This window comes from Amedibacillus sp. YH-ame10 (assembly GCF_053848885.1).
The window spans coordinates 53,136-73,103 of the sequence record NZ_JBSPFA010000001.1; the positions used below are offsets into that span (position 1 = coordinate 53,136).

Annotated in this window: 22 protein-coding genes and 7 tRNA genes; 2 read left to right on the plus strand and 27 right to left on the minus strand. The window is 34.7% G+C overall.

The annotated features are described in order from the left end of the window. Positions 1-50: 50 nt before the first annotated feature. The 27 genes from ACWG42_RS00235 to ACWG42_RS00365 form a co-directional block, all read right to left on the minus strand. Positions 51-293 carry a hypothetical protein gene (locus ACWG42_RS00235; RefSeq protein WP_455789423.1) on the minus strand — a complete coding sequence of 81 codons (243 nt, stop codon included), beginning with the start codon at positions 291-293 and terminating at the stop codon, positions 51-53. Between the two features lie 454 nt (positions 294-747). Further along, entirely contained in the window at positions 748-1,533 is a 786-nt protein-coding gene (locus tag ACWG42_RS00240; protein ID WP_455789424.1) for a hypothetical protein, read from the minus strand. 45 nt (positions 1,534-1,578) lie between these two features. Then, positions 1,579-1,845, minus strand: coding sequence for a hypothetical protein (locus tag ACWG42_RS00245; protein ID WP_455789425.1), 267 nt, complete (start codon positions 1,843-1,845; stop codon positions 1,579-1,581). Positions 1,846-1,933: 88 nt separating this feature from the next. Beyond that, the gene (locus tag ACWG42_RS00250; RefSeq protein ID WP_455789426.1) at positions 1,934-2,473 is read right to left on the minus strand and encodes a hypothetical protein; all 540 of its coding nucleotides are present in this window, start codon (positions 2,471-2,473) and stop codon (positions 1,934-1,936) included. Between the two features lie 151 nt (positions 2,474-2,624). After that, positions 2,625-2,879 (minus strand): hypothetical protein, encoded by a 255-nt coding sequence (locus ACWG42_RS00255; protein ID WP_455789427.1) that lies wholly within the window; start codon positions 2,877-2,879, stop codon positions 2,625-2,627. Positions 2,880-3,225: 346 nt separating this feature from the next. After that, on the minus strand, positions 3,226-3,420 hold the full coding sequence (locus tag ACWG42_RS00260; protein ID WP_455789428.1) for a hypothetical protein: 195 nt from the start codon (positions 3,418-3,420) through the stop codon (positions 3,226-3,228). A 352-nt stretch (positions 3,421-3,772) separates the two neighbouring features. Then, entirely contained in the window at positions 3,773-4,039 is a 267-nt protein-coding gene (locus ACWG42_RS00265; RefSeq protein WP_455789429.1) for a hypothetical protein, read from the minus strand. Between the two features lie 238 nt (positions 4,040-4,277). Beyond that, the gene (locus ACWG42_RS00270; RefSeq protein WP_455789430.1) at positions 4,278-4,436 is read right to left on the minus strand and encodes a hypothetical protein; all 159 of its coding nucleotides are present in this window, start codon (positions 4,434-4,436) and stop codon (positions 4,278-4,280) included. Positions 4,437-4,849: 413 nt separating this feature from the next. Beyond that, the gene (locus ACWG42_RS00275) at positions 4,850-5,179 is read right to left on the minus strand and encodes a hypothetical protein (protein WP_455789431.1); all 330 of its coding nucleotides are present in this window, start codon (positions 5,177-5,179) and stop codon (positions 4,850-4,852) included. A 122-nt stretch (positions 5,180-5,301) separates the two neighbouring features. Next, a complete protein-coding gene (locus ACWG42_RS00280) occupies positions 5,302-5,562 on the minus strand; it encodes a hypothetical protein (RefSeq protein WP_455789432.1) in 261 nt (86 codons plus the stop codon). A 450-nt stretch (positions 5,563-6,012) separates the two neighbouring features. After that, positions 6,013-6,088: transfer RNA gene (locus ACWG42_RS00285), tRNA-Phe, on the minus strand. A gap of 3 nt (positions 6,089-6,091) precedes the next feature. Further along, positions 6,092-6,168 (minus strand) — tRNA-Met (locus ACWG42_RS00290). A gap of 29 nt (positions 6,169-6,197) precedes the next feature. Next, a tRNA-Ser gene (locus ACWG42_RS00295) sits at positions 6,198-6,288 on the minus strand. A 15-nt stretch (positions 6,289-6,303) separates the two neighbouring features. Beyond that, a tRNA-Ile gene (locus ACWG42_RS00300) sits at positions 6,304-6,380 on the minus strand. 14 nt (positions 6,381-6,394) lie between these two features. Next, a tRNA-Met gene (locus tag ACWG42_RS00305) sits at positions 6,395-6,471 on the minus strand. Positions 6,472-6,495: 24 nt separating this feature from the next. Then, positions 6,496-6,572: transfer RNA gene (locus ACWG42_RS00310), tRNA-Pro, on the minus strand. 27 nt (positions 6,573-6,599) lie between these two features. Further along, a tRNA-Arg gene (locus ACWG42_RS00315) sits at positions 6,600-6,676 on the minus strand. 152 nt (positions 6,677-6,828) lie between these two features. Beyond that, positions 6,829-7,464 (minus strand): V-type ATP synthase subunit D, encoded by a 636-nt coding sequence (locus ACWG42_RS00320; protein ID WP_455789433.1) that lies wholly within the window; start codon positions 7,462-7,464, stop codon positions 6,829-6,831. 2 nt (positions 7,465-7,466) lie between these two features. Then, positions 7,467-8,909, minus strand: coding sequence for a V-type ATP synthase subunit B (locus tag ACWG42_RS00325; RefSeq protein ID WP_455789434.1), 1,443 nt, complete (start codon positions 8,907-8,909; stop codon positions 7,467-7,469). Positions 8,910-8,921: 12 nt separating this feature from the next. Further along, the gene (locus tag ACWG42_RS00330; protein WP_455789436.1) at positions 8,922-10,673 is read right to left on the minus strand and encodes a V-type ATP synthase subunit A; all 1,752 of its coding nucleotides are present in this window, start codon (positions 10,671-10,673) and stop codon (positions 8,922-8,924) included. 47 nt (positions 10,674-10,720) lie between these two features. Beyond that, the gene (locus tag ACWG42_RS00335) at positions 10,721-11,314 is read right to left on the minus strand and encodes a V-type ATP synthase subunit E (protein ID WP_455789437.1); all 594 of its coding nucleotides are present in this window, start codon (positions 11,312-11,314) and stop codon (positions 10,721-10,723) included. A 10-nt stretch (positions 11,315-11,324) separates the two neighbouring features. Next, positions 11,325-11,633 (minus strand): V-type ATP synthase subunit F, encoded by a 309-nt coding sequence (locus tag ACWG42_RS00340; protein WP_455789438.1) that lies wholly within the window; start codon positions 11,631-11,633, stop codon positions 11,325-11,327. A 22-nt stretch (positions 11,634-11,655) separates the two neighbouring features. Next, a complete protein-coding gene (locus tag ACWG42_RS00345) occupies positions 11,656-12,087 on the minus strand; it encodes an ATP synthase subunit C (protein ID WP_455789440.1) in 432 nt (143 codons plus the stop codon). Between the two features lie 11 nt (positions 12,088-12,098). Then, on the minus strand, positions 12,099-14,021 hold the full coding sequence (locus ACWG42_RS00350; RefSeq protein ID WP_455789441.1) for a V-type ATP synthase subunit I: 1,923 nt from the start codon (positions 14,019-14,021) through the stop codon (positions 12,099-12,101). A gap of 19 nt (positions 14,022-14,040) precedes the next feature. Beyond that, a complete protein-coding gene (locus ACWG42_RS00355) occupies positions 14,041-15,081 on the minus strand; it encodes a V0D/AC39 family V-type ATPase subunit (RefSeq protein WP_455789443.1) in 1,041 nt (346 codons plus the stop codon). Positions 15,082-15,113: 32 nt separating this feature from the next. Beyond that, the gene (locus tag ACWG42_RS00360; protein ID WP_455789444.1) at positions 15,114-15,425 is read right to left on the minus strand and encodes a stress protein; all 312 of its coding nucleotides are present in this window, start codon (positions 15,423-15,425) and stop codon (positions 15,114-15,116) included. Between the two features lie 317 nt (positions 15,426-15,742). Further along, complete coding sequence (locus ACWG42_RS00365; RefSeq protein ID WP_455789445.1) at positions 15,743-16,693, minus strand: RluA family pseudouridine synthase; 951 nt, start codon at positions 16,691-16,693, stop codon at positions 15,743-15,745. Positions 16,694-16,803: 110 nt separating this feature from the next. Between ACWG42_RS00365 and ACWG42_RS00370 the strand changes: the two genes are divergently transcribed. Both ACWG42_RS00370 and ACWG42_RS00375 read left to right on the plus strand, forming a co-directional pair. Next, the gene (locus ACWG42_RS00370; protein WP_455789446.1) at positions 16,804-19,143 is read left to right on the plus strand and encodes an ATP-dependent DNA helicase; all 2,340 of its coding nucleotides are present in this window, start codon (positions 16,804-16,806) and stop codon (positions 19,141-19,143) included. Next, positions 19,140-19,928, plus strand: a complete 789-nt coding sequence (locus ACWG42_RS00375) for a YdcF family protein (RefSeq protein WP_455789447.1) — start codon at positions 19,140-19,142, stop codon at positions 19,926-19,928. Before ACWG42_RS00370 ends, ACWG42_RS00375 begins: the two co-directional genes overlap by 4 nt. The last annotated feature ends 40 nt before the right edge of the window (positions 19,929-19,968 follow it).

A 19,968-nucleotide genomic window follows, 5' to 3' on the forward strand; every position in this document is an offset into this window, starting at 1 on the left:
AAGCCATTGCTGGCTTATATTTTTTGTTAAACAATTCTATTTATTTTGTTCTATTTACCAAATAATCGTTGCTTATATTTATCTTCTTTTCCTGATAGAAATTTTTTTATATCTTCTCTTTTATTATTATCTTCATACATAATTAATAAACGCTCTGCCGCTACTGTTGAAACATTAGATAGTGAAGTAGATATAGATAAAATTTCACCTCCACATTCTTGTATACCACACACTATTTCGCTTAATTCATCATTTTTCCATATCCCCTTGTAACTAGAAAACACATCTTTCATATCAATTACCTCCTTATTTTCACTTTGATTTTCCTCAACACTAACATTGGTGGAAATGTTCTTTACATTTTTATTTCCTTCCTCATCAAATACAATTTGTTCTACCACAATTTATCAAAATTAAATATTTCATTTCTTAATAAATTGTCTATTGAATGAAAATTTCCATTATCCTCATACACTACATTAAATACACATGAATAACAAGCACTGTCACATGGTATTAAAAAAAATGTTTAATGGTCCCCCCTCCATCTGAATCTTTTCAATTGCCTCTGCAATTTTTTAATCCAACATTTCTGAGTATTCATGCTTTTCCGTTGGGTATTTTTTACAGGTTATAGCCTTGACATAAGATCTTATCATTTTCTTTCCTCCTGATTTTATATTCAAATCTTAGCATACTACTTCTAATCTTACAATCAATTTATCTTCTTTACTTAATTGTTTATTTTTAAAGAGTTATACCCATCTTTAGGTTATTGCTAATTCTAAATTTATCTGCCACACTTTTATAAAGCTGATTAAGCGCTATTTTATTCATATCACTTAATTCCATCTGCATTTGATTAGCTTTCATTTTATCGATTTTTTCATTGATACTTTTAGAAGATTTATCATACCCTTTTACTACACTATCTTCAATTGTAATCTGTTCTCCTAATGCTTTATTCAGGTTAGATACAATAAAAGTGGCTCTATCTTCATAGCCCGCTTTTACTTTACCATTTGCATCGGTTAAATTTCCCAATTCTGTATTTAAACTCTGTAGATTTGAGATTTCACTTAAATTTCCTTGTAACTGTTCCTCTTGTTTACTTCTTAAATCATTTCGAGCACTAATTTCATTATTCATTGCTTCCATTGTTTCATTGTGCTTCTTAGTTTCTTCACTTTGGTAGTTCGATAATAACGAAATTACACCTATGATTCCTGTAATTGCTAAAGTAGCAATTCCGATTGGTCCTGTAAGTGCACTAAATATAGAACCTAGATTTTCTGTTATTTTAGTTACATCAAATACATTTGTACCTAAATTAAATAAGACTCCAGCTGCTGAACCAACCATACTACTTACATTATTAACTATTGATCCAGTTGAGTTCATTGAGCTATTAAACTCAGCTATTGTGTTATTGACACTTACCAATGATTCTTTAATAACAGATGTCATTTCAACCATTGCTTGTTCTATTTGATCCGTATTTACACTAATATTTATCGTTTCTAAATTTGACATACATGTCTCCTTTCATAAAAAAAGTCTACTTTTCTAAGCAAACTTTTATAATTTCAATTTTTTAAAATTGAAAATTTCCTTTCGCAGGCAATTATCTATAGCTTGATAATTTCCATTATCCTCATATAACACATAAAACTGGTATTCCGCCGTAGTTGCAGTAGGTATCAATGAAGAATTTACAATGCTTCCTCCTTTGTTTTGTATCATTTCTATGGCGTATGCAATTTTTGAATCAAGTAAATCTGAACACTCAACTTTTAAACTTGCATTATCCTGCAGCCTTATAGCTTTAGTAAAAGATCTTATCATTCTCTTTCCTCCTGATTATATATTCAAATTTTAGCATACTACTTTTAATCTTACAATCAATCTGTCTTCTTTACTTAATTGTTTATTTTTAAAGAGCTATACCCATCTTTAGGCTATTGCTAATTCTAAATTTATCTGCCACACATTTATAAAGCTGATTAAGTGCTATTTTATTCATATCACTTAATTCCATCTGCATTTGATTAGCTTTCATTTTATCGATTTTTCCATCAATACTTTCAGAAGATTTATCATATCCTTTTACTACACTATCTTCAATTGTAATCTGTTCCCCTAATGCTTTATTCAGGGTAGATACAATAAAAGCGGCTCTATCCTCATAGCCCGCTTTCACTTTACCATTTGCATCGGTTATATTCCCCAATTCTGTATTTAAACTCTGTAGATTTGTGATTTCACTTAAGTTTCCTTGTAACTGTTCCTCTTGTTTGCTTCTTAAATCATTTCGAGCACTAATTTCATTATTCATTGCTTCCATTGTTTCATTGTGTTTCTTAGTTTCTTCACTTTGGTAATTTGATAACAATGATATTACTCCAATGATTCCTGTGATTGCTAAGGTTGATATGCCTAAAGGCTCACTAAATGCAATAATTTCATTACCCAAACTACTTATCAAATCAGGTGTATATCATATATTAGTAACTAAAATGGATAACACCCAGTCACTACAACAACTGTACTAACTGTGGAGTCGGTTGAGTTCATCTAACTTTCGAATTCAGTAATCGTATTGTCATTTTAGTACGCCGAATATTTTAAATTTTATCTAAAGCAAACACAACATCTTTTAGATAAGAATTTATTTCATCAAAATTCCCATTATCTTCATATATAACAAAAAACTTGAAAAGCATCATTCCCTCATCCATTGGCAAACAATTTAAAATAACCCCTCCCCTTTCTTGAATACTTTGTAAAACCTCATTATACTTGTCGTTTATTACAGTTCTATAATCTTCATTCAAGGTTGACCTTTTCAGATACACTATCGTCCTATAAGCTCTTACCATGTACAAACCTCCTTCATTTGAATTTTTCAATGGTTTCTGTTTTTAAAATCTGGTAAATTTGAATCTTCAATTTTTCAATATAGTTTACTTTTTGAATATGAAACCTAGTACATTACCTTATCATTGCCTTTCTCCTCTTTTATATTCAACTCTTAGCATACAATATCATATCCTACAATCAAGTGTTATAATCGTCTATCAATAATTCTTTAATAACAGATGTCATTTCTACCATCGCTTATTCTATTTGTGATATATTTGCATTACTATCTATAGTTTCTACACTTAATATATCATATATCTCTTTTCATAAAAAAACTTACTAGTTTAAGTAAGTTTTATCAAGTTATTTTAATTCATCAAAATTAAAAATTAAATTTCTAAGTAAGTTATCTATTTTGCTAAAATTTCCATTATCTTCATAAAGAATAAAAAGAGTATAAACGTAACCTCCTCCACCAGAAGGTATTAAAGAAGCACTTTTTATTAGACCTCCTTCTATCTGAACATTCTCTATTGCTTCAGCAATTTTCAAATCCATAATTTCTGAGTATGCATTCTTAACTGATGGAACTTTATGACATCTTAACACCTTGCAATAAGATCTAATCACTTATTCTTCCTCCTTAAATATAATAAAATTCTATCATCGTTTTATACTTTTTACAATCGTTTTATGTTTTGTAAATTATTACTCATCCTTATCTCTAAATTATAAGCTACATAAACCATCTTAAACACAACACAGAACATCCTTGATAATCAACGTCATATCCAACATTGCTTCTTCTATTTATCCTGTGTTTATATTAATACCTATCATTTCTAAATTTGACATACATGTCTCCTTTCATAAAAAAAGTCTACTTAAATTCAAGTAAACCTTTACAGATTTATTTTAATTGATCAAAATTAAATATTTCATTTCTTAATAAATTATCAATCGATTGGAAATTACCATTATCCTCATACATTACATTAAATACACAATGCCGACAAATCATGTCACATGGTATTAAAACGAAATGTTTGATGGTTCCCCCCTCCATCTGAATTTTTTCAATTGCCTCTGCAATCTTTAAATCTAATATCTCTGAGTATTCATGCTTAACCGTTGGATCTTTTTTACAAATTATAGCCTTGACATAAGATCTTATCATTCTTTTTCCTCCTGATTTTATATTCAAATTTTAGCATACTACTTCTAATCTTACAATCAATTTGTCTTCTTTACTTTATTGTTTATCTTTAAATAACTAAACTAATCTTTGTATTATTGATAATTTTAAATTTTTCTACCATACATTTGTAAAACTTATTAAGTACTATTTTATTTTTTTATATCACTTGATTCTATCTGTAGTTTACCAGCTTTCATCTGTGCATCAGTTGATTCGATTAAAGCTTTCTTTTATGCAGGTAGTTGTGGCTTAAAATTGCTTCTGCTTTCATTTTAACGATCTTTTCATTGATACTTACAAAGGATTTATCATACCCTTTTACTACACTATCTTCGTTTGCAATCTGTTCCCCTAATGCTTTATTCAGGGGAGACACAATAAAAGCGGCTCTATCTTCATAGCCCGCTTTTACTTCACCATTTCCATCAGTTTAACTTCCCAATTACGTATTCAATTTATGAGCATTTGAAATCTCACTAAGATTAGCATCTAGCTGTTCTCGTTGTTTTACCTTTAAACTATTCCTAGACCCTATTTCTATTTACATAACTACCATCGTTTCGTTATGCACATTGTGCTTTCTTCTAGTAACTAGATAATAAGTGATAGCCTGTAACATAAGCTATTATGAAATCGCTACACTATTAGACGCAACTTGTGCTTCAATCATAAATTATTCTATATCTTTTCCCAACCACTAAACTATATTAGCAATATCTTTTACAGAATCTACCATATTCACAAAATTTACTTCTATAGTTTTCAATTCATTCATAGTTTTTCATCGTATTACCGATAAAGATAACCAGCCATTTCATCTCTTTCTTCTTTGATTTTGCTTGTAGATTCACCTGCACTTATACTAGACTCAATTAATTCAGCACTCATTATAACATTTGATGTTATATGTCTATCCTCTTCTTCAAATTCATCTACCAAACTACTGATTGCCCTAGAAGTTTCTGAACCAGATTTTTTTCCTTCTAAATAATCATCCACAATATTTAAAATCTCTTCACCAGTCGCATAATCGTGAGCATTCATTCCAGGATTTCCTTCACATCCAATTAGAAAAAGACTTATAATACAAACAAAGAAAATCATAGTAACTTTTTTCATATCTTCCTCCTCATTATTATATGTTCACCATATCTATAATTATAACACATCTTTAACATTCACTAAGCTAAAAAAGAGACAAAACTATCTCCCTTCATCTTGTCATATTCTAAATATTAATCCTAAGAAATATATTTATCAAAATCAAAAACTACATCTCTTAAATATGAATTGATTTCTTCAAAACGCCTGTTATCTTCATACATTACAAAAAAATCAAATAGTAAATCAGCATCGCTTATTGGAATACAATTCAAGATAACTCCTCCTCTTTCTTGAATGCACTGCAAAGCTTCATTGATTTTATCATTTCTCAAGTCCCTACCTGTTTTTCTTATATTTGGCTTTTTTAAGTAAGCTACTGCCCTATAAACTCGAACCATATAATACCCTCCTATTTAACTCTATGATAACACACACAAATACTCTATTTAATTAGATATATTTATAGATATGGCTTCAAATGGATAATCTTAAATCTACATGATCCTTTTTTCCTCCTCATAATCTTTATCTCATCAGCAGTCAATATAAAATAAACTTATAAGGATTTCAATAGATAAGATAATCTTGTTTCCAGACTTTGTTTATCTTGCAATGGAACAAACTGATTTCAAAGTTATCGCAAGTGGTTCTAGTGATAATTATGATTTAGACTTCACTGATTTTGAATTCAATGTTACAGTAAAATAACATAGAGGCATTACTTCTTCATGGAGTAATGCTTTTATATTCCTCCGCCACGCTTGTAGAGCATCCTTGGATTCTCATCCTTTCCCCACATTACGCAAAGGACAGAAAAAAACCTGTCATTTGACAGGTTGTTTTGTAAATGGTGGTTCCACCAGGAATTGAACCAGGGACACAAGGATTTTCAGTCCTTTGCTCTACCAACTGAGCTATGGAACCATTTGGTTGCGGGGGAAGGATTTGAACCAACGACCTCCGGGTTATGAGCCCGACGAGCTACCAGACTGCTCTACCCCGCGATGTTTGAGAAATTCGATTTTTTAAAGAATGGCGGAGGAACTGGGATTCGAACCCAGGCGCCAGTTTCCCGACCTACCGGTTTTCAAGACCGGACCCTTCAACCACTTGGGTATTCCTCCATATTGATTCATAAATGGTGGACCCTGTAGGACTCGAACCTACGACCCACCGGTTATGAGCCGGATGCTCTAACCAACTGAGCTAAGGGTCCAACTTGCGCAAAATTGGTGGCGGGGGCGAGACTCGAACTCGCGACCTTCCGGGTATGAACCGGATGCTCTAGCCAACTAAGCTACCCAGCCGAATGTAAATTTTTTAAATAATAATGGTCGGGATGACAGGATTTGAACCTGCGACCCCTTGATCCCAAATCAAGTGCACTACCAAGCTGTGCTACATCCCGATTTATTATTTCCATGAAACTATAATATGGCGCGCCCAGTAGGAATCGAACCCGCAACCTTTTGATCCGTAGTCAAACGCTCTATCCAGTTGAGCTATGGGCGCATTTACATGCGTTGCACGTTTCATCAGTGCCTTAATATAATACCAAATAATTGTATCTTATGCAAGCCTTTTTTTCTATTTTTTTTAAATAACTTTAATCTTCTTGTTTTTGCTTTATTTCTGCCCTAAAAAGAGTCAAAGAGACAGGAACGCTACCTGCGTTCCTGTGCTGTCTGTCGGTCTTTATTTGTCTTAATAACCTTCTGACGTGAGAATTCTTCTCTCTCTTTTTCTTCTAATGCATCAGTAATAAATTTAATGTTGTGTTCAAAATCAGGAATTACGATATTCTTTAAGGCATTTGCACGTTTCTGTGCTTTTCGTATAGCATTTGCCAAACGATACACACTATTCTCTACTTCAGCCAAAATAATTGTCATTTCCTTTACCTTGTAAAAACAACGATACGCATAGTCAAGCTTTGAATTTGCATGTTCTAAACCATACGTTAGTTTTAGTTCTGGTTTATCATAATGAAGTTTTGGTATTTCTACTCCCATAACACTACGATAGCTAATATGAACCCCTGTATCAATAGGAACAGCCTCTACCAAGTCACTTACTACTCCTAAGGACATATTTGCCTGTTGTAAGGCATAATACGCTCTTTCATAAGTATGTGTTATTTCATCACGAAGTAATTTGACATCATCTAATAAGCTCATCATTTCGCGTGTTAAGATGTTGCGCTTACGATCCATCAACTCATATCCCATACGGGCTAAATCATTGGACTTCTTTGTCGCAATCAAATTCCCCTTTGTAGGAAACACTTGTTTGTTAGCCATACTTATTTACCTTCTAGGGATAATTCTTTGATAATTGGTCCTGTTTTTAATTGAAAGCGTTCGACTGCTTTTTCATGATCATAGTAAATATTCAACACTTCATCATCCACACGGTCCAACTCACCCTTTGGTAGTACTGATAATAAGTTCCATCCTAAATCCAATGTCTCTTCAATACTTCTATTCACATCCATACCTTGATTTAGGTAATGTTGTTCAAATAAAGAACCAAAAGACATGTATTTCTTATCAATATCACTTAATTCATCTTCCCCAATAACAGAAGCTAAACTTCTTGCGTCTTGTACTTTCGCATAAGCCGCAAACAACTGGTTGGATACATCGTTGTGATCTTTTCTTGTATACCCTTCCCCAATTCCATCTTTCATCAAACGTGATAAGGAAGGAAGAATACCAACTGGAGGATACACCCCCATTTGATTTAAATTACGATCCAATACAATCTGTCCTTCTGTAATATATCCAGTTAAGTCAGGAATTGGATGTGTAATATCATCATTGGGCATCGTTAAGATAGGAATCTGTGTAACAGAACCCTGTGCACTCTTAATAATTCCTGCTCTTTCGTACAAAGAAGCCAAGTCAGAGTACAAATATCCTGGATATCCTTTACGTCCTGGAATCTCTCCCTTACTACTAGAGAACTCACGAAGAGCCTCACAATAGGAAGTAATATCGGTTAAAATAACCAATACGTGCATATCATGTTCATATGCTAGATATTCTGCTGCAGTAAGTGCACAACGTGGTGTTAATGTACGTTCGATAATTGGGTCATTGGAAAGATTTACAAACATCACAACCTTTTCCATAACACCTGCTTCTTCAAAAGAACGCTTGAAGTAATCCGCAACGTCATTTTTAACACCCATAGCCGCAAATACAATACAGAAGTTCTTACCATCTCCATCAGAGATTTTCGCTTGTTTTACAAGTTGTACAGCCAATTCGTTATGAGGCATCCCACTACCAGAGAAAATTGGAAGTTTCTGTCCACGAATCAACGTAGTTAAGGCATCAATACTAGATACCCCAGTATTGATATAGTTTCTTGGATATACACGAGAAACAGGATTCAATGGTTGCCCATTGATATCCGCACTCTTTTCTGCATAAATTTGTCCCAATCCATCGATTGGTTTTCCGCTACCATTAAAGGTACGTCCTAACAATTCTTTGGATAAAGGAAGTTCCATTGGTTTCCCAGTGAATTTTGTTTTCGTATTTTTTAATGAAATACCATTGGTACCTTCAAACACCTGAATGGCAGCTTTATTTCCTTCAAGCTGTACAACTCTACCTAAGCGAGTTGTCCCATCACCGCATTTGATTTCCACCATTTCTTCATAGCTAGCGTTTTCGACGTTATCAAGAAATACTAGAGGTCCATTGATTTCACTCAATCCTAAATATTGAAGACTCATATGTCTACCTCCTTATTCTATCCTGTTAACGGCTTCATCAATCATTGCATAATACGTATCTAGTATTTCTACATGATCGTTTGGCACATCATATTTCATCTTAGTAATTTTATCGAACAATCCCAATTGACTTACTTGGCTCAAAGGTTTCCCCTGTGCCACTAATTCTTTACAACGTTTGTATAGATATAAGATAACATCCATCATCTTCAGTTGCTTATCAAGTGGAACATACGTATCTTCCGCATGGAAAGCATTTTGTTGAAGATATCCAACACGAATGACTTTACTCACTTCAATGACCAATTTTTGATCTTCAGGAAGTACATCACTACCAATCAGTTTTACAATCTCCATTAATTTTGCTTCTTCTGCTAAAAGACTCATAATTTCTTGACGATTGCGAAGGAATCGCATATCGACATTCTTGTTGTACCATTTTGTTAAATCCGTAACATATTCTGAATAACTCTCTGTCCAGTTAATCGCGAAGTAATGTCTTGCATACGCAAGAGATTTATCCAACGCCCAAAAACAACGTACGAAACGTTTTGTGTTTTGTGTAACTGGTTCGGAGAAGTCAGATCCCTGTGGCGATACCGCCCCAATGATCGTTACAGATCCAATTTGATCATTTAATGTCTTCATATATCCCGCACGTTCATAGAACTGTGAAATACGAGAAGGCAAATATGCTGGGAACCCTTCTTCCGCTGGCATTTCTTCTAGTCGTCCACTAATTTCACGAAGTGCTTCTGCCCAACGTGAAGTAGAGTCCGCCATAATAGCTACGTTATATCCCATATCACGATAATACTCCGCAAGTGTAAGCCCAGTATAGATACTAGCTTCACGTGCCGCAACTGGCATATTTGAGGTATTGGCAATCAATACCGTACGATCTGTCAAAGGACGATTAGACTTCGGGTCAATCAGTTCTGAAAATTCTTCAAGAACTTGTGTCATCTCATTCCCACGTTCTCCACATCCTACGTATACAATAATATCCGCATCACACCATTTTGCTAACTGGTGCTGTGTCATTGTTTTTCCAGTACCAAATCCTCCTGGAATTGCGGCAGTACCACCCTTTGCGATTGGAAATAGTGTATCGAAGATACGCTGTCCAGTAATCAAAGGTACGCTAATTGGTAAACGTTGTGCAACTGGACGTGCCTGCTTAATTGGCCACTTTTGTGTTAGCGTCAATTCATGCACTTCCTCATTGGCATCTTTTACTTTTATAATGCATTGGTTGATATTGTATGTCCCATCTTCTACAACTTCCACTACAACACCTGTTAGCGTTGGTGGAATCATACAACGATGTTCAATCAAATCTGTTTCTGGAAGTGTCGCAAATATCTGTCCTGGAACCACTTCATCTCCAAGGGATACTTTAACACTCACATTCCATAATACTTCTTCATCTAAAGGCGCAACATCACTTCCGGTCGCAATAAATGCTCCAGAGTGTTTTGCGATTTCTTTTAATGGACGTTCAATTCCATCAAATATATTTCTTAATATTCCTGGCCCTAATGTTACAGAAATCGGTTTTCCTGTAGGTTCTACAGGTTCACCTGGTTTCAATCCTGTCGTAGATTCATATACCTGAATGGTAGTTGCCTCTTTACTAATGGAAATTACTTCCCCCATCAGTCTTTGTTTTCCAACGAACACTTTCTCTAACATCGAAAAGTCTACTGCATGTTTGACTTTCACAACCGGACCGTTAATGGAATAGATTACATTTTCACTCACATTATCACCTCTTGTCATGTGTTCTTATAGAACCACATGCTTTGTTGTTATTTAATAAATAATCCGGAGTTCGTATAGAACCACTCGCTTTGTTCATCGATACCAGTATCAAATGTCTCATCCACAACGATGCCTTTTTCCATACATTCCATACGTAAGCCACCAATGGTGATGGTAGGATCTACTTCCCCACTACATTTTCCATAAGCCTTACAAATGTCACTTAGAAATTTTTCATCCGTTTTGGATACATAGAAGACAACTTCTCCATAGCCTTTATCAGCCAAATCTTTTGTCTTTTTGATCAGATAGTCTTTGTATTTTTCATTCTGCGTAAATGCTTTTACTTTCGCAACTGCCTCTTCAAATACTTGATCGGCTAACTCACGGCGTTTTGCCATGAGTAGTCGATTGGTCTCTTCATGAAGTTTGCTTAAAGCAATCGCATGATCACTTAGCATTTCTTTCAACAGTTGTTCACGTTCCATACCCGCTTCATGTTGTGCTTCACTTTCCATTCCTTGAATAGAACGTTCACGCACTTCTTCAATTTCATTTTCTATCTGTTTGATTTCGATGTTGCTAACCCGGTCAATTTCATCCTTAAAATAATCTTCAAGTTTTATTTTTTCATCTAGCATCGCAAACACCTCATAGTTTCACGCCAATTGCTTCAGATACATAACGGTCAATGGTTTCTCCTATTTTAGCAGAACCATGACGATCTGGTATCTCTACAATCAGTGGCTTTTTCTGTTTTAGTTTTAATTCTGAGATAACATCTGGACAAGTTTCAATCAACTTTGTAGTAATCAAAACAATGCCAACATCTTCCATATGCATAGCCTTTTCGAGTGATTCTAGTACTTCGTGGCGTTCATGAACGACCACCCCTTCAATACCCGCAAGACGCATCCCCATTTTTGTATCAATGTTATCACTCAGCAGGAAAAATTTCATAAGAAATCTCCTTTCTTTCTTTTTATAATTTCATCAATACGATAATAATAGAAATCAATAGACCATAGATAGCAACACCTTCACCCATGGCAACGAAAATCATAGACTTACCAAAGTTTTTCTCATTTTCAGAGAATGCACCAATTGCTGCAGGAGCAGCAGCCGCAACGGCAATACCTGCACCCAAAGCTGATAAGCCAGTAGCTAAAGCCGCAGCGATATAACCAAGACCAGCACCTAATGAAATTTCAGTACCAGCATCACTTGCCGCATATGCTTTTTGAGCAGTAAACAATACAGTTCCTAATACAATCGCAAAGAAGAAACAAACATGTGTAATCATACGACGTTTCGCAACACTTACGCTCTTCTTTCCTCTAAAGACATTCACTAATGGTAATGAAATTAATACAATAAGCACCATTGGCAATAATATTTCAAATACGTTTAACATAAATTTCCTCCTCAATCTTTCATTGCACTAAAGGCAATTCCTCTTCCCTCGAAATAGCGAGAGAACATTTCATAGAATTCAAGACGCAATACCTGAATTCCTACAATCAAACCTTCCAAACACATAACAAATATATTTCCAAAGATGGCTACAATAATACCGGCATTGCCTGCCATACTCATCAACAGAGTAACTGCCATCATCATTCCTGCATGGGACAATACAAAGCCTCCAACACGCAAATAAGAAATAGAATTGGTAATGTAAGAAAGACAAATTTCAAATAATTCAAAGAAACTTTCGGTAAAGTATGCTCCAAATCCATTTGGGAACATCTCTCCATGTGCCATTTTATGAATCAATCCTTCTTTTAAGAAGATCAATAAAAGTGGCAACAGAATAAGCACAATTAGATAGATTGGATTGGACAATGTCGCAATTCCAAAGGCAACCTGTACGCCTCCACCAATCACTAGAGATGCATAGAATACAAATCCTGCAACTCCATTGTGTGAAAACCACATTTCTCCAATATGCCCATTCTTTTTCTGTAAATAAATATTCATACACATACTGATTAACATAAGACAAGCACCAAGACAAATGGATAATATCAATAAGATTGGAATAAACTCACTTGTCATAATTTCAATCGGTTTCTCATGCATACCAAATACAGTTTGATATAATGGATTTAATAATGTTTCATTTCCAAATACAGAACCAAATATTGTCCCAAAGATACAAGACATAATACCGATTCGCATTCCAATTTCTCCAAGTTTCATATGTTTCCACTTATAGAATAAATACCCTATAAGAATGAGCACCGCTCCTTGACCCAAATCTCCAAACATAATTCCAAATAATAAGGAATACGTAAATGCTACAAAGGGAGTAGGATCAAACGCTTCGTACTCAGGTACACCATACATTTCTACAAACATCGAGAAGGGCCTGGCAAACCACCCATTCTTGATTTTTGTTGGAGGCGAAAGACGCTTGTCACTATGGGCAGGTCGTACTTCGATATCCACCTCCTTCAAATCAAAGAATGTTTCCTTCAATTTCATCACATCTTCTTCAGCCACAAAACCAGTAATAGAGAATCGTTCTCCAAGTCCTACTACATATTTTCTAGCTTCAAAGGTGTGGTTTATAAATTCCAGTTCCGCTTTGATATCTGTAAAATTGTCAAAGCATTCTTGTTTTAATTGTTCAATTACTTCATTTACATGTTGAAGCTGTTTGTAGTCGTTATCAATTTCTTCTTGTAGATTATCTTTGGCAGAGCCTGGTGTTCCATGAACGAATTCTGGAATACGGATTCTTTCAAAGTATAGTGAAGAGAAGATATTATCCACATCGCCCTCATATTTTGAAGTCGTGATATATAAGCACCAGCTGTACGTATCATCACTGTTAAAAGATTTAAATACAAATGGACGATTGCGATAGTATTGTAGTTTTTCTACACTATCTAAAGGTAAACGTCCAAAACGAATTTTAATATATTTGCATTCAAACAAATCATCTAAATTCAAATCAATACTTTCTATATTTTGCACTTGTGTAAGTGCATCCTTGTTTTCCTGAATGACTGTTTCTAATTCTTTACGAACTTCAGCCCCCTGTAAATATCGATCATGTATCTTATCGATATAGGCTTTTATAGCATTCAAGTCATAATCACGGTTTCTAACATCTTTGGCTGGTATATCCAAATCCATATCATTTGCGACTTCACTAAAATGGCTTAAAACTTCTGTAATCGGATTTTCATCATTCATTGTTGTTAAACCATGCACGCTGTCTACAAACTTACTGGCAGGTTCTGGATGAAAACAATCCAAAGCAACGAAACGCAATAATACATCATCAAGATATTCGTTGTCCCCAGTGATGTTAATCAATTTCATTTTTGAAATTGCCATGAACATTCTCCTTTCTAAACTAGTAAATCAGTTCTTTTTGAATATCTTCTGCCGCAACCTGATAACGTACACCTTCTATAATATTGATGATGTTTTCAAGTTCTTGTTCCAGCAGTGTCACATAGCTATTGAAAACCAATGGCGCTGACTGTGAATAACAGAAGTTATTTTTTGCTATTGAGAACATGATTTTATTTGTATAATGTTCGATATATTCATCTTCTTTAAGGGAAGTTTCGAAATGGTACTTTCCATGTTGTAAACGTTTCAGTACCTCTTCCGCACTCTTTTGTGCTATCAATTCTTCCATATTAGAATATGCATTATATCCTTCTACAAATAATAATGATTCTCGAATCACATCTTCTCTTGCATTGAAATACTTCTTCAAACGATAAATTTTCGTAAGATTAGAAAGATCTAGCTCAATTGCAAAGAATTCTTTCATATTCTTTTTATGTTTCCCCTTCATCTTATGTTCGATTGTATCAAACACATAGGTGTAATAGAGTTTGTGAAGTTGTGTTTCAATAGCCGTATAATCGATGTTATCTTCTTTCCCTTTCGCTACACGATATGGTAACAATGCTTCATAATATTCCGTCTTCTTAACGACATCCAATAGTTCATCATAGCTACGAACATTTCCCAGTCCTAACAATGAAAATCTAGTGTACTCCTTAAGGAAGAGTGGAAGTTCTGCAATTGCGTCTTCATAATTTTGCGAAATAAGAACGCGTATGCGTGATAGAAGCAGTTCAATCTCAATCTGTTCTAAATGAAAACGATAAATTGCCTGCTGCGAAGAATCCGCATAACGATATAGCTTTAGAGTTTTCCAGAACATATCTCTACGTAAGATATCTTCCAACTGACCGCGGTGTATATTGTTTTCACGCACATCTTTTAGTGCACTCGCAAAATAGGTTTCATTCTTTAAATACCCTGCGATTTCAGAAACACTACGTTTACGAAGCAGTTCATCATACTGGTCCTTACGCAAAGCTCCTCCATGCATGGCTTTTGCTTTCGCAACAATGACACCCGATGCTTTACTCATGTATGCATCACCTCCTCAAACACTTGACGTGATCAAAGGCCTAAGCAACGATCAAAGATTTCCTTGACCCATACTTCTTTGTGGTCTTCATAATGCTTTGTCAAGTTTGCGATAGCTTCTTCATAATTCTTTTTCTCTTCTTGTTGTTGAGAACTCAATTCCTGATCCAGATCCGCTCGCTTCTTTTCATACAGTGCTTTGCTTTCTTCCTGATACTTTGCTTTGATATCCTCTTTTTGTTTTTGTATCAGATTCTGGATGTCGCGACTCTCTTGTTGTTTCTTGTCAACACGATGTCTTGCCTCTTTATCAGCATCAACGATTTCTCTAATGATTTCTTCCAAAAACGATACCTCCTTTTTATCATTATACCACTTCATAGTTTGATTGTTTATCAAAACTATTCTACAAGTATAAACCTTTTCATTTCCACTTGCAAGTTGCTTTTTCACAAAATTTTTTCTTTTTTTACAATGCATTATAATTGTCTAATTCGCATCATCTCTATCTACGTATACGCCTTTATATATCGCTTCATTCTATATTTTAGTAAAATATTTCCAACGTAAACAAAACGTCAAAAAGAGACATTATAATGACACATTTTGCAAACTTGTTTACAAATTTCAAACAACGAAAAATGACAGTGTGAACCCCACTGTCATCTCGTTTCATATTGTGCTACAAATCGTTTTTGCATGTCCTCATCTTGAAGCGTAAAAATACGATCGTTTAAATATCCTAATGTACTTTCTTCTCCACAATGAAATTCTACTTTATATGCACATAACTCCTGATATGTTTTCTTTCCATCCTGATTTGCACCATACTTTACATCACCCACCAAAGGATGATGAAGATGTGCCATCATCGCTCGTATTTGATGACTTTTACCACTCAAGAGTTCCACCTCTAACAAAGAATAGTGTTTCCCTCTCTTCAACACACGATAGATACTTTCCATTTCTTTATACCCCTCACATGGAGACGTACGGATATCTGCCTTATTTCCTTCCATCTTTTTATGATACAACAACACACGTTCTTCCCTATTTTCTACAACACCTTCTACAATGCATATATACTTCTTAGTAATACGACGTTCCTTAATTAACATATTTACTTCACGCAACGCCATCGCACTCTTAGCCGCAATCACAACACCTCTTGTATTACGATCAATACGGTGACATAATGCCGGCGTAAAACTTAATTCCATCTTAGGATCATATTCTTTTTTATCATATAGATAATGCAAGATACGATCTGCAAGATTATCTTGTACGCCTACTTCATCACGATGTGCCAACAAACCCTTTTCTTTATCCACAATTAACACATGCTCATCTTCATAAATAACATTTATTTTCGCAGGCACTTGTAAAAACTCCAAAGTGTTTGTATCTTCAAAGAACTCTTCCGCAATGTAACACTGCATCGTATCCCCCACAAGAAGTCGCTGTGAGATAACACATCGTTTATTATTCACTTTGATTTTCTTATTTCTTATATATTTATACATCAGACTTTTTGGCATCGTCTTCATGCTCTTTTGTATGAACTTATCTACTCTTTGATCACTATCATTTTCCTTAATCACAAACTCTCGCAAGACACATCCCTCTTTTCATTTCTTAATTATACCTTACTATTTCTTATTTTGCGTTGTATATTTGCAAAAAAACAAATAAAATAGACATACAGAGAAAAAGGAGGGGTATTATGTATTCATGTAAAATGTCCGTACGTTCCCTTGTGGAATACTTGTACCAATCTGGCGATTTAATATCCTCCTCATCTTCTATTGAACGTGCAAACTTAGGTAGTCGCATTCATCGAGAATTACAATCTAGTGCTCAAGGCAATTACGAAAGTGAAGTATATCTGAAACATAGCACAGAATATGAAGGGATTACCTTTGAAATTGAAGGAAGAGCCGATGGTATCCTTACACAAGAAGATGGCGTTATCATTGAAGAGATTAAAACCACAGCCATCCCTTATGATGATATCCAAGACACCCATTTTGTACATTTTGCCCAAGCCTATTGTTATGGTTATTTTTATATGTTCGATCATCAACTTCCAACCATTACCATTCGCTTAACCTATTACCAAATCGAAACGCATCAAATTAAAAATTTCGATCAATCAAAAACCTTTGAGGAATTAAAAACATTCTATTATGATACCTTAAAAGCCTACCTAAAATGGGCGAACTTATCCAAAGATATCCAAAAGAAGAGTGAGACCTCTTTAAAAGCAATGCAATTCCCTTTCCCACAATATCGAAAAGGACAAAGAGACTTTGCAATCGCCGTATATAAAACAATCTTAGATAAAGACATCTTGTTTGCTCAAGCACCTACCGGTATTGGGAAAACCATATCTACCCTGTTTCCATCCCTCAAAGCGATTGGAGAAGGAAAAGCCGAGAAAATTTTTTATGTATGTGCAAAAAACATCACTGCAAATGTCGCCTATGATACGATACAAATGCTCTATCAAAATCAAATCCGTTTCAAAACGGTTGGTATTTGTGCAAAAGACAAAATTTGTCTTTTGGAAGAGCGCAACTGTGACCCTACTGTATGTCCCTATGCAAAAGGATATTATGATCGATGCAACGATGCTTTATATGAAGTATTAACAAGTCTTGACTTCATTGTCAAAGATACCATCGTTCCCATTGCCATCCGCCATCGTGTATGCCCTTTTGAATTAAGTTTAGATGCTTCCTTACAGGCAGATGTCATCGTTGGAGATTACAATTATATCTTCGATCCTCGCGTATATTTAAAACGCTTCTTCATGGAAAAAGGAAACTACATTTTCTTAGTAGATGAAGCCCACAATTTAGTTGATCGTGCTAGAGAAATGTACAGTGCTGAACTTTTAAAATCAGAATTTCTACACATAAAAGCTCTCATCTCAAAAGATCGCAAAGTATTACAAAGTGCTATCTCCAAAGTAAACAAGGAACTTCTTCGTTTACGTCAACTTTGCGAGTCTCAACAACAAGACTTTCTAACACAGAAAGAACCCATTTTGATCATACGTCAATACCTTGTAAGTTTTATCGAACATATGGACGCATACTTACAAAGCGAACATAATGAAGAACACGATGAAGCTTTAAAAGATGTTTATTTTAAGGCAATCAACTTCAATAAAATCGCAGATTTTTATGATGAACATTTTGTATCGTGTCTACTGAAAAATGGAAATGATCTTTTATTACGTCAATATTGTATGAATCCTCGCAATCCTCTTGTTGAAATCTTGCGCAAAGGAAGATCTACAATCTTCTTTTCAGCCACCCTATCTCCCATCGACTACTATCTAGATTTACTAGGTGGAAATGAGGAAACCAAGCGCCTTTCTTTGCCTTCCCCTTTCCCCAAAGAACATGTACAAGTGATGATTGCCAATCAAATCTCTACACGTTATCGAAACCGTGCCAGTTCATTATCGGATATCAGTGCTATGATCTTTGCATGCACGTCCTCAAAAAAAGGAAATTATATCGTCTTTTCTCCTAGTTATGCATATATGAAACAAATCGTAGAACAATTTCAAAACGATTACCCAGAGATAGACACCATCCTACAAAGTGGAGATATGAACGAAGAAGAACGAAACTCATTTCTAAAACAATTTGATCAACACGATCATTTGAAAGTCTACTTCTGCGTGGTGGGAGGTATGTTTTCAGAAGGCATCGATTTAAAGGGAGATAAACTCATAGGTGCCATTATTGTGGGTGTTGGACTTCCACAATTGAATCCATGGCAAGATTTAATAAAAGAACATTTTGATGAAACGAAACAAATGGGCTATGCCTATGCTTACCAATTCCCTGGTATGAACAAAGTTCTACAATCCGCTGGAAGAGTCATTCGCTCCTCTCAAGACAAAGGAATTATATTTCTTATCGATGAAAGATATACTTCCTATGCATATAAACATTTATTACCACAGCATTTAAGACAGTATACCTTGGTACATACACCCCAAGATGTAAAAGAAACTTGCGATCAGTTTTGGGAAGGAGAACTATGAGAAAGAAAATCCATCACATTCTAGATATCATAAGCATTGTTATTGGTATCCTTTGTATCTTATATTTCTTATATTTAAGCTTTGTTTATGGGTTCTTTGTAATCTCATTCTCTTGGATATTTCTTCTTGTAGGAAGTATTCTAACTGCTTATTCAGCTTATGAATTATATAAAAAACAATATATCCTTCATTTCTTTCCAATATGGATACAACGTTGTATCCTCACTTTACTCACCTTTTCCATTTTATTTTTTGTAAGTGTAGAAGGTTACATCCTTTATCAAGGACAACAACAAGATACAGCTTCTCAAAGCACTGCCATTGTATTAGGTGCACAACTTAATGGAAAAAGTATTTCTCGCTTATTGCGCTATCGATTGGATGCTGCTGTAGAGTTTGCAAATATAAACCCAAAGTCCTATATTATTGTGAGTGGAGGTAAAGGAGCAGGAGAAGAGATAAGTGAAGCAAGTGCAATGCGTACCTATCTTATAGAACATGGGGTAGCACAAGAACGCATCTTAGCAGAAGATAAGTCTACCAATACCCTTGAAAACATTCAGTATTCTACTCGCATTATTGAACAACATGAAGAACTAAAAAACAATCAGGAAATAACGATTATATCGAATAGTTTCCATTTAGCAAGAGCAAAACTCATTGCACAACGTTCCAACGTTGCAAAAAAATGCTACACCTATCGCGCAAAAACAGATTTAGATTTAGCTCCTGTATTTTATGTTCGAGAATTCTTTGGCTTTTGTAAAGACTTCTTACTCCAATAAAATTGATATAAAAAAGAACCGACAATCATAAGGACACCCT

Bases quoted from the DNA above. Each gene is read 5' to 3' on its own strand.
- ACWG42_RS00235 (WP_455789423.1), bottom strand. From the start codon at position 293: ATGAAAGATGTGTTTTCTAGTTACAAGGGGATATGGAAAAATGATGAA.
- ACWG42_RS00240 (WP_455789424.1), bottom strand. From the start codon at position 1,533: ATGTCAAATTTAGAAACGATAAATATTAGTGTAAATACGGATCAAATA.
- ACWG42_RS00245 (WP_455789425.1), bottom strand. From the start codon at position 1,845: ATGATAAGATCTTTTACTAAAGCTATAAGGCTGCAGGATAATGCAAGT.
- ACWG42_RS00255 (WP_455789427.1), bottom strand. From the start codon at position 2,879: ATGGTAAGAGCTTATAGGACGATAGTGTATCTGAAAAGGTCAACCTTG.
- ACWG42_RS00260 (WP_455789428.1), bottom strand. From the start codon at position 3,420: ATGGATTTGAAAATTGCTGAAGCAATAGAGAATGTTCAGATAGAAGGA.
- ACWG42_RS00265 (WP_455789429.1), bottom strand. From the start codon at position 4,039: ATGATAAGATCTTATGTCAAGGCTATAATTTGTAAAAAAGATCCAACG.
- ACWG42_RS00275 (WP_455789431.1), bottom strand. From the start codon at position 5,179: ATGAAAAAAGTTACTATGATTTTCTTTGTTTGTATTATAAGTCTTTTT.
- ACWG42_RS00280 (WP_455789432.1), bottom strand. From the start codon at position 5,562: ATGGTTCGAGTTTATAGGGCAGTAGCTTACTTAAAAAAGCCAAATATA.
- ACWG42_RS00320 (WP_455789433.1), bottom strand. From the start codon at position 7,464: ATGGCTAACAAACAAGTGTTTCCTACAAAGGGGAATTTGATTGCGACA.
- ACWG42_RS00325 (WP_455789434.1), bottom strand. From the start codon at position 8,909: ATGAGTCTTCAATATTTAGGATTGAGTGAAATCAATGGACCTCTAGTA.
- ACWG42_RS00335 (WP_455789437.1), bottom strand. From the start codon at position 11,314: ATGCTAGATGAAAAAATAAAACTTGAAGATTATTTTAAGGATGAAATT.
- ACWG42_RS00340 (WP_455789438.1), bottom strand. From the start codon at position 11,633: ATGAAATTTTTCCTGCTGAGTGATAACATTGATACAAAAATGGGGATG.
- ACWG42_RS00345 (WP_455789440.1), bottom strand. From the start codon at position 12,087: ATGTTAAACGTATTTGAAATATTATTGCCAATGGTGCTTATTGTATTA.
- ACWG42_RS00350 (WP_455789441.1), bottom strand. From the start codon at position 14,021: ATGGCAATTTCAAAAATGAAATTGATTAACATCACTGGGGACAACGAA.
- ACWG42_RS00355 (WP_455789443.1), bottom strand. From the start codon at position 15,081: ATGAGTAAAGCATCGGGTGTCATTGTTGCGAAAGCAAAAGCCATGCAT.
- ACWG42_RS00370 (WP_455789446.1), top strand. From the start codon at position 16,804: ATGTATTCATGTAAAATGTCCGTACGTTCCCTTGTGGAATACTTGTAC.
- ACWG42_RS00375 (WP_455789447.1), top strand. From the start codon at position 19,140: ATGAGAAAGAAAATCCATCACATTCTAGATATCATAAGCATTGTTATT.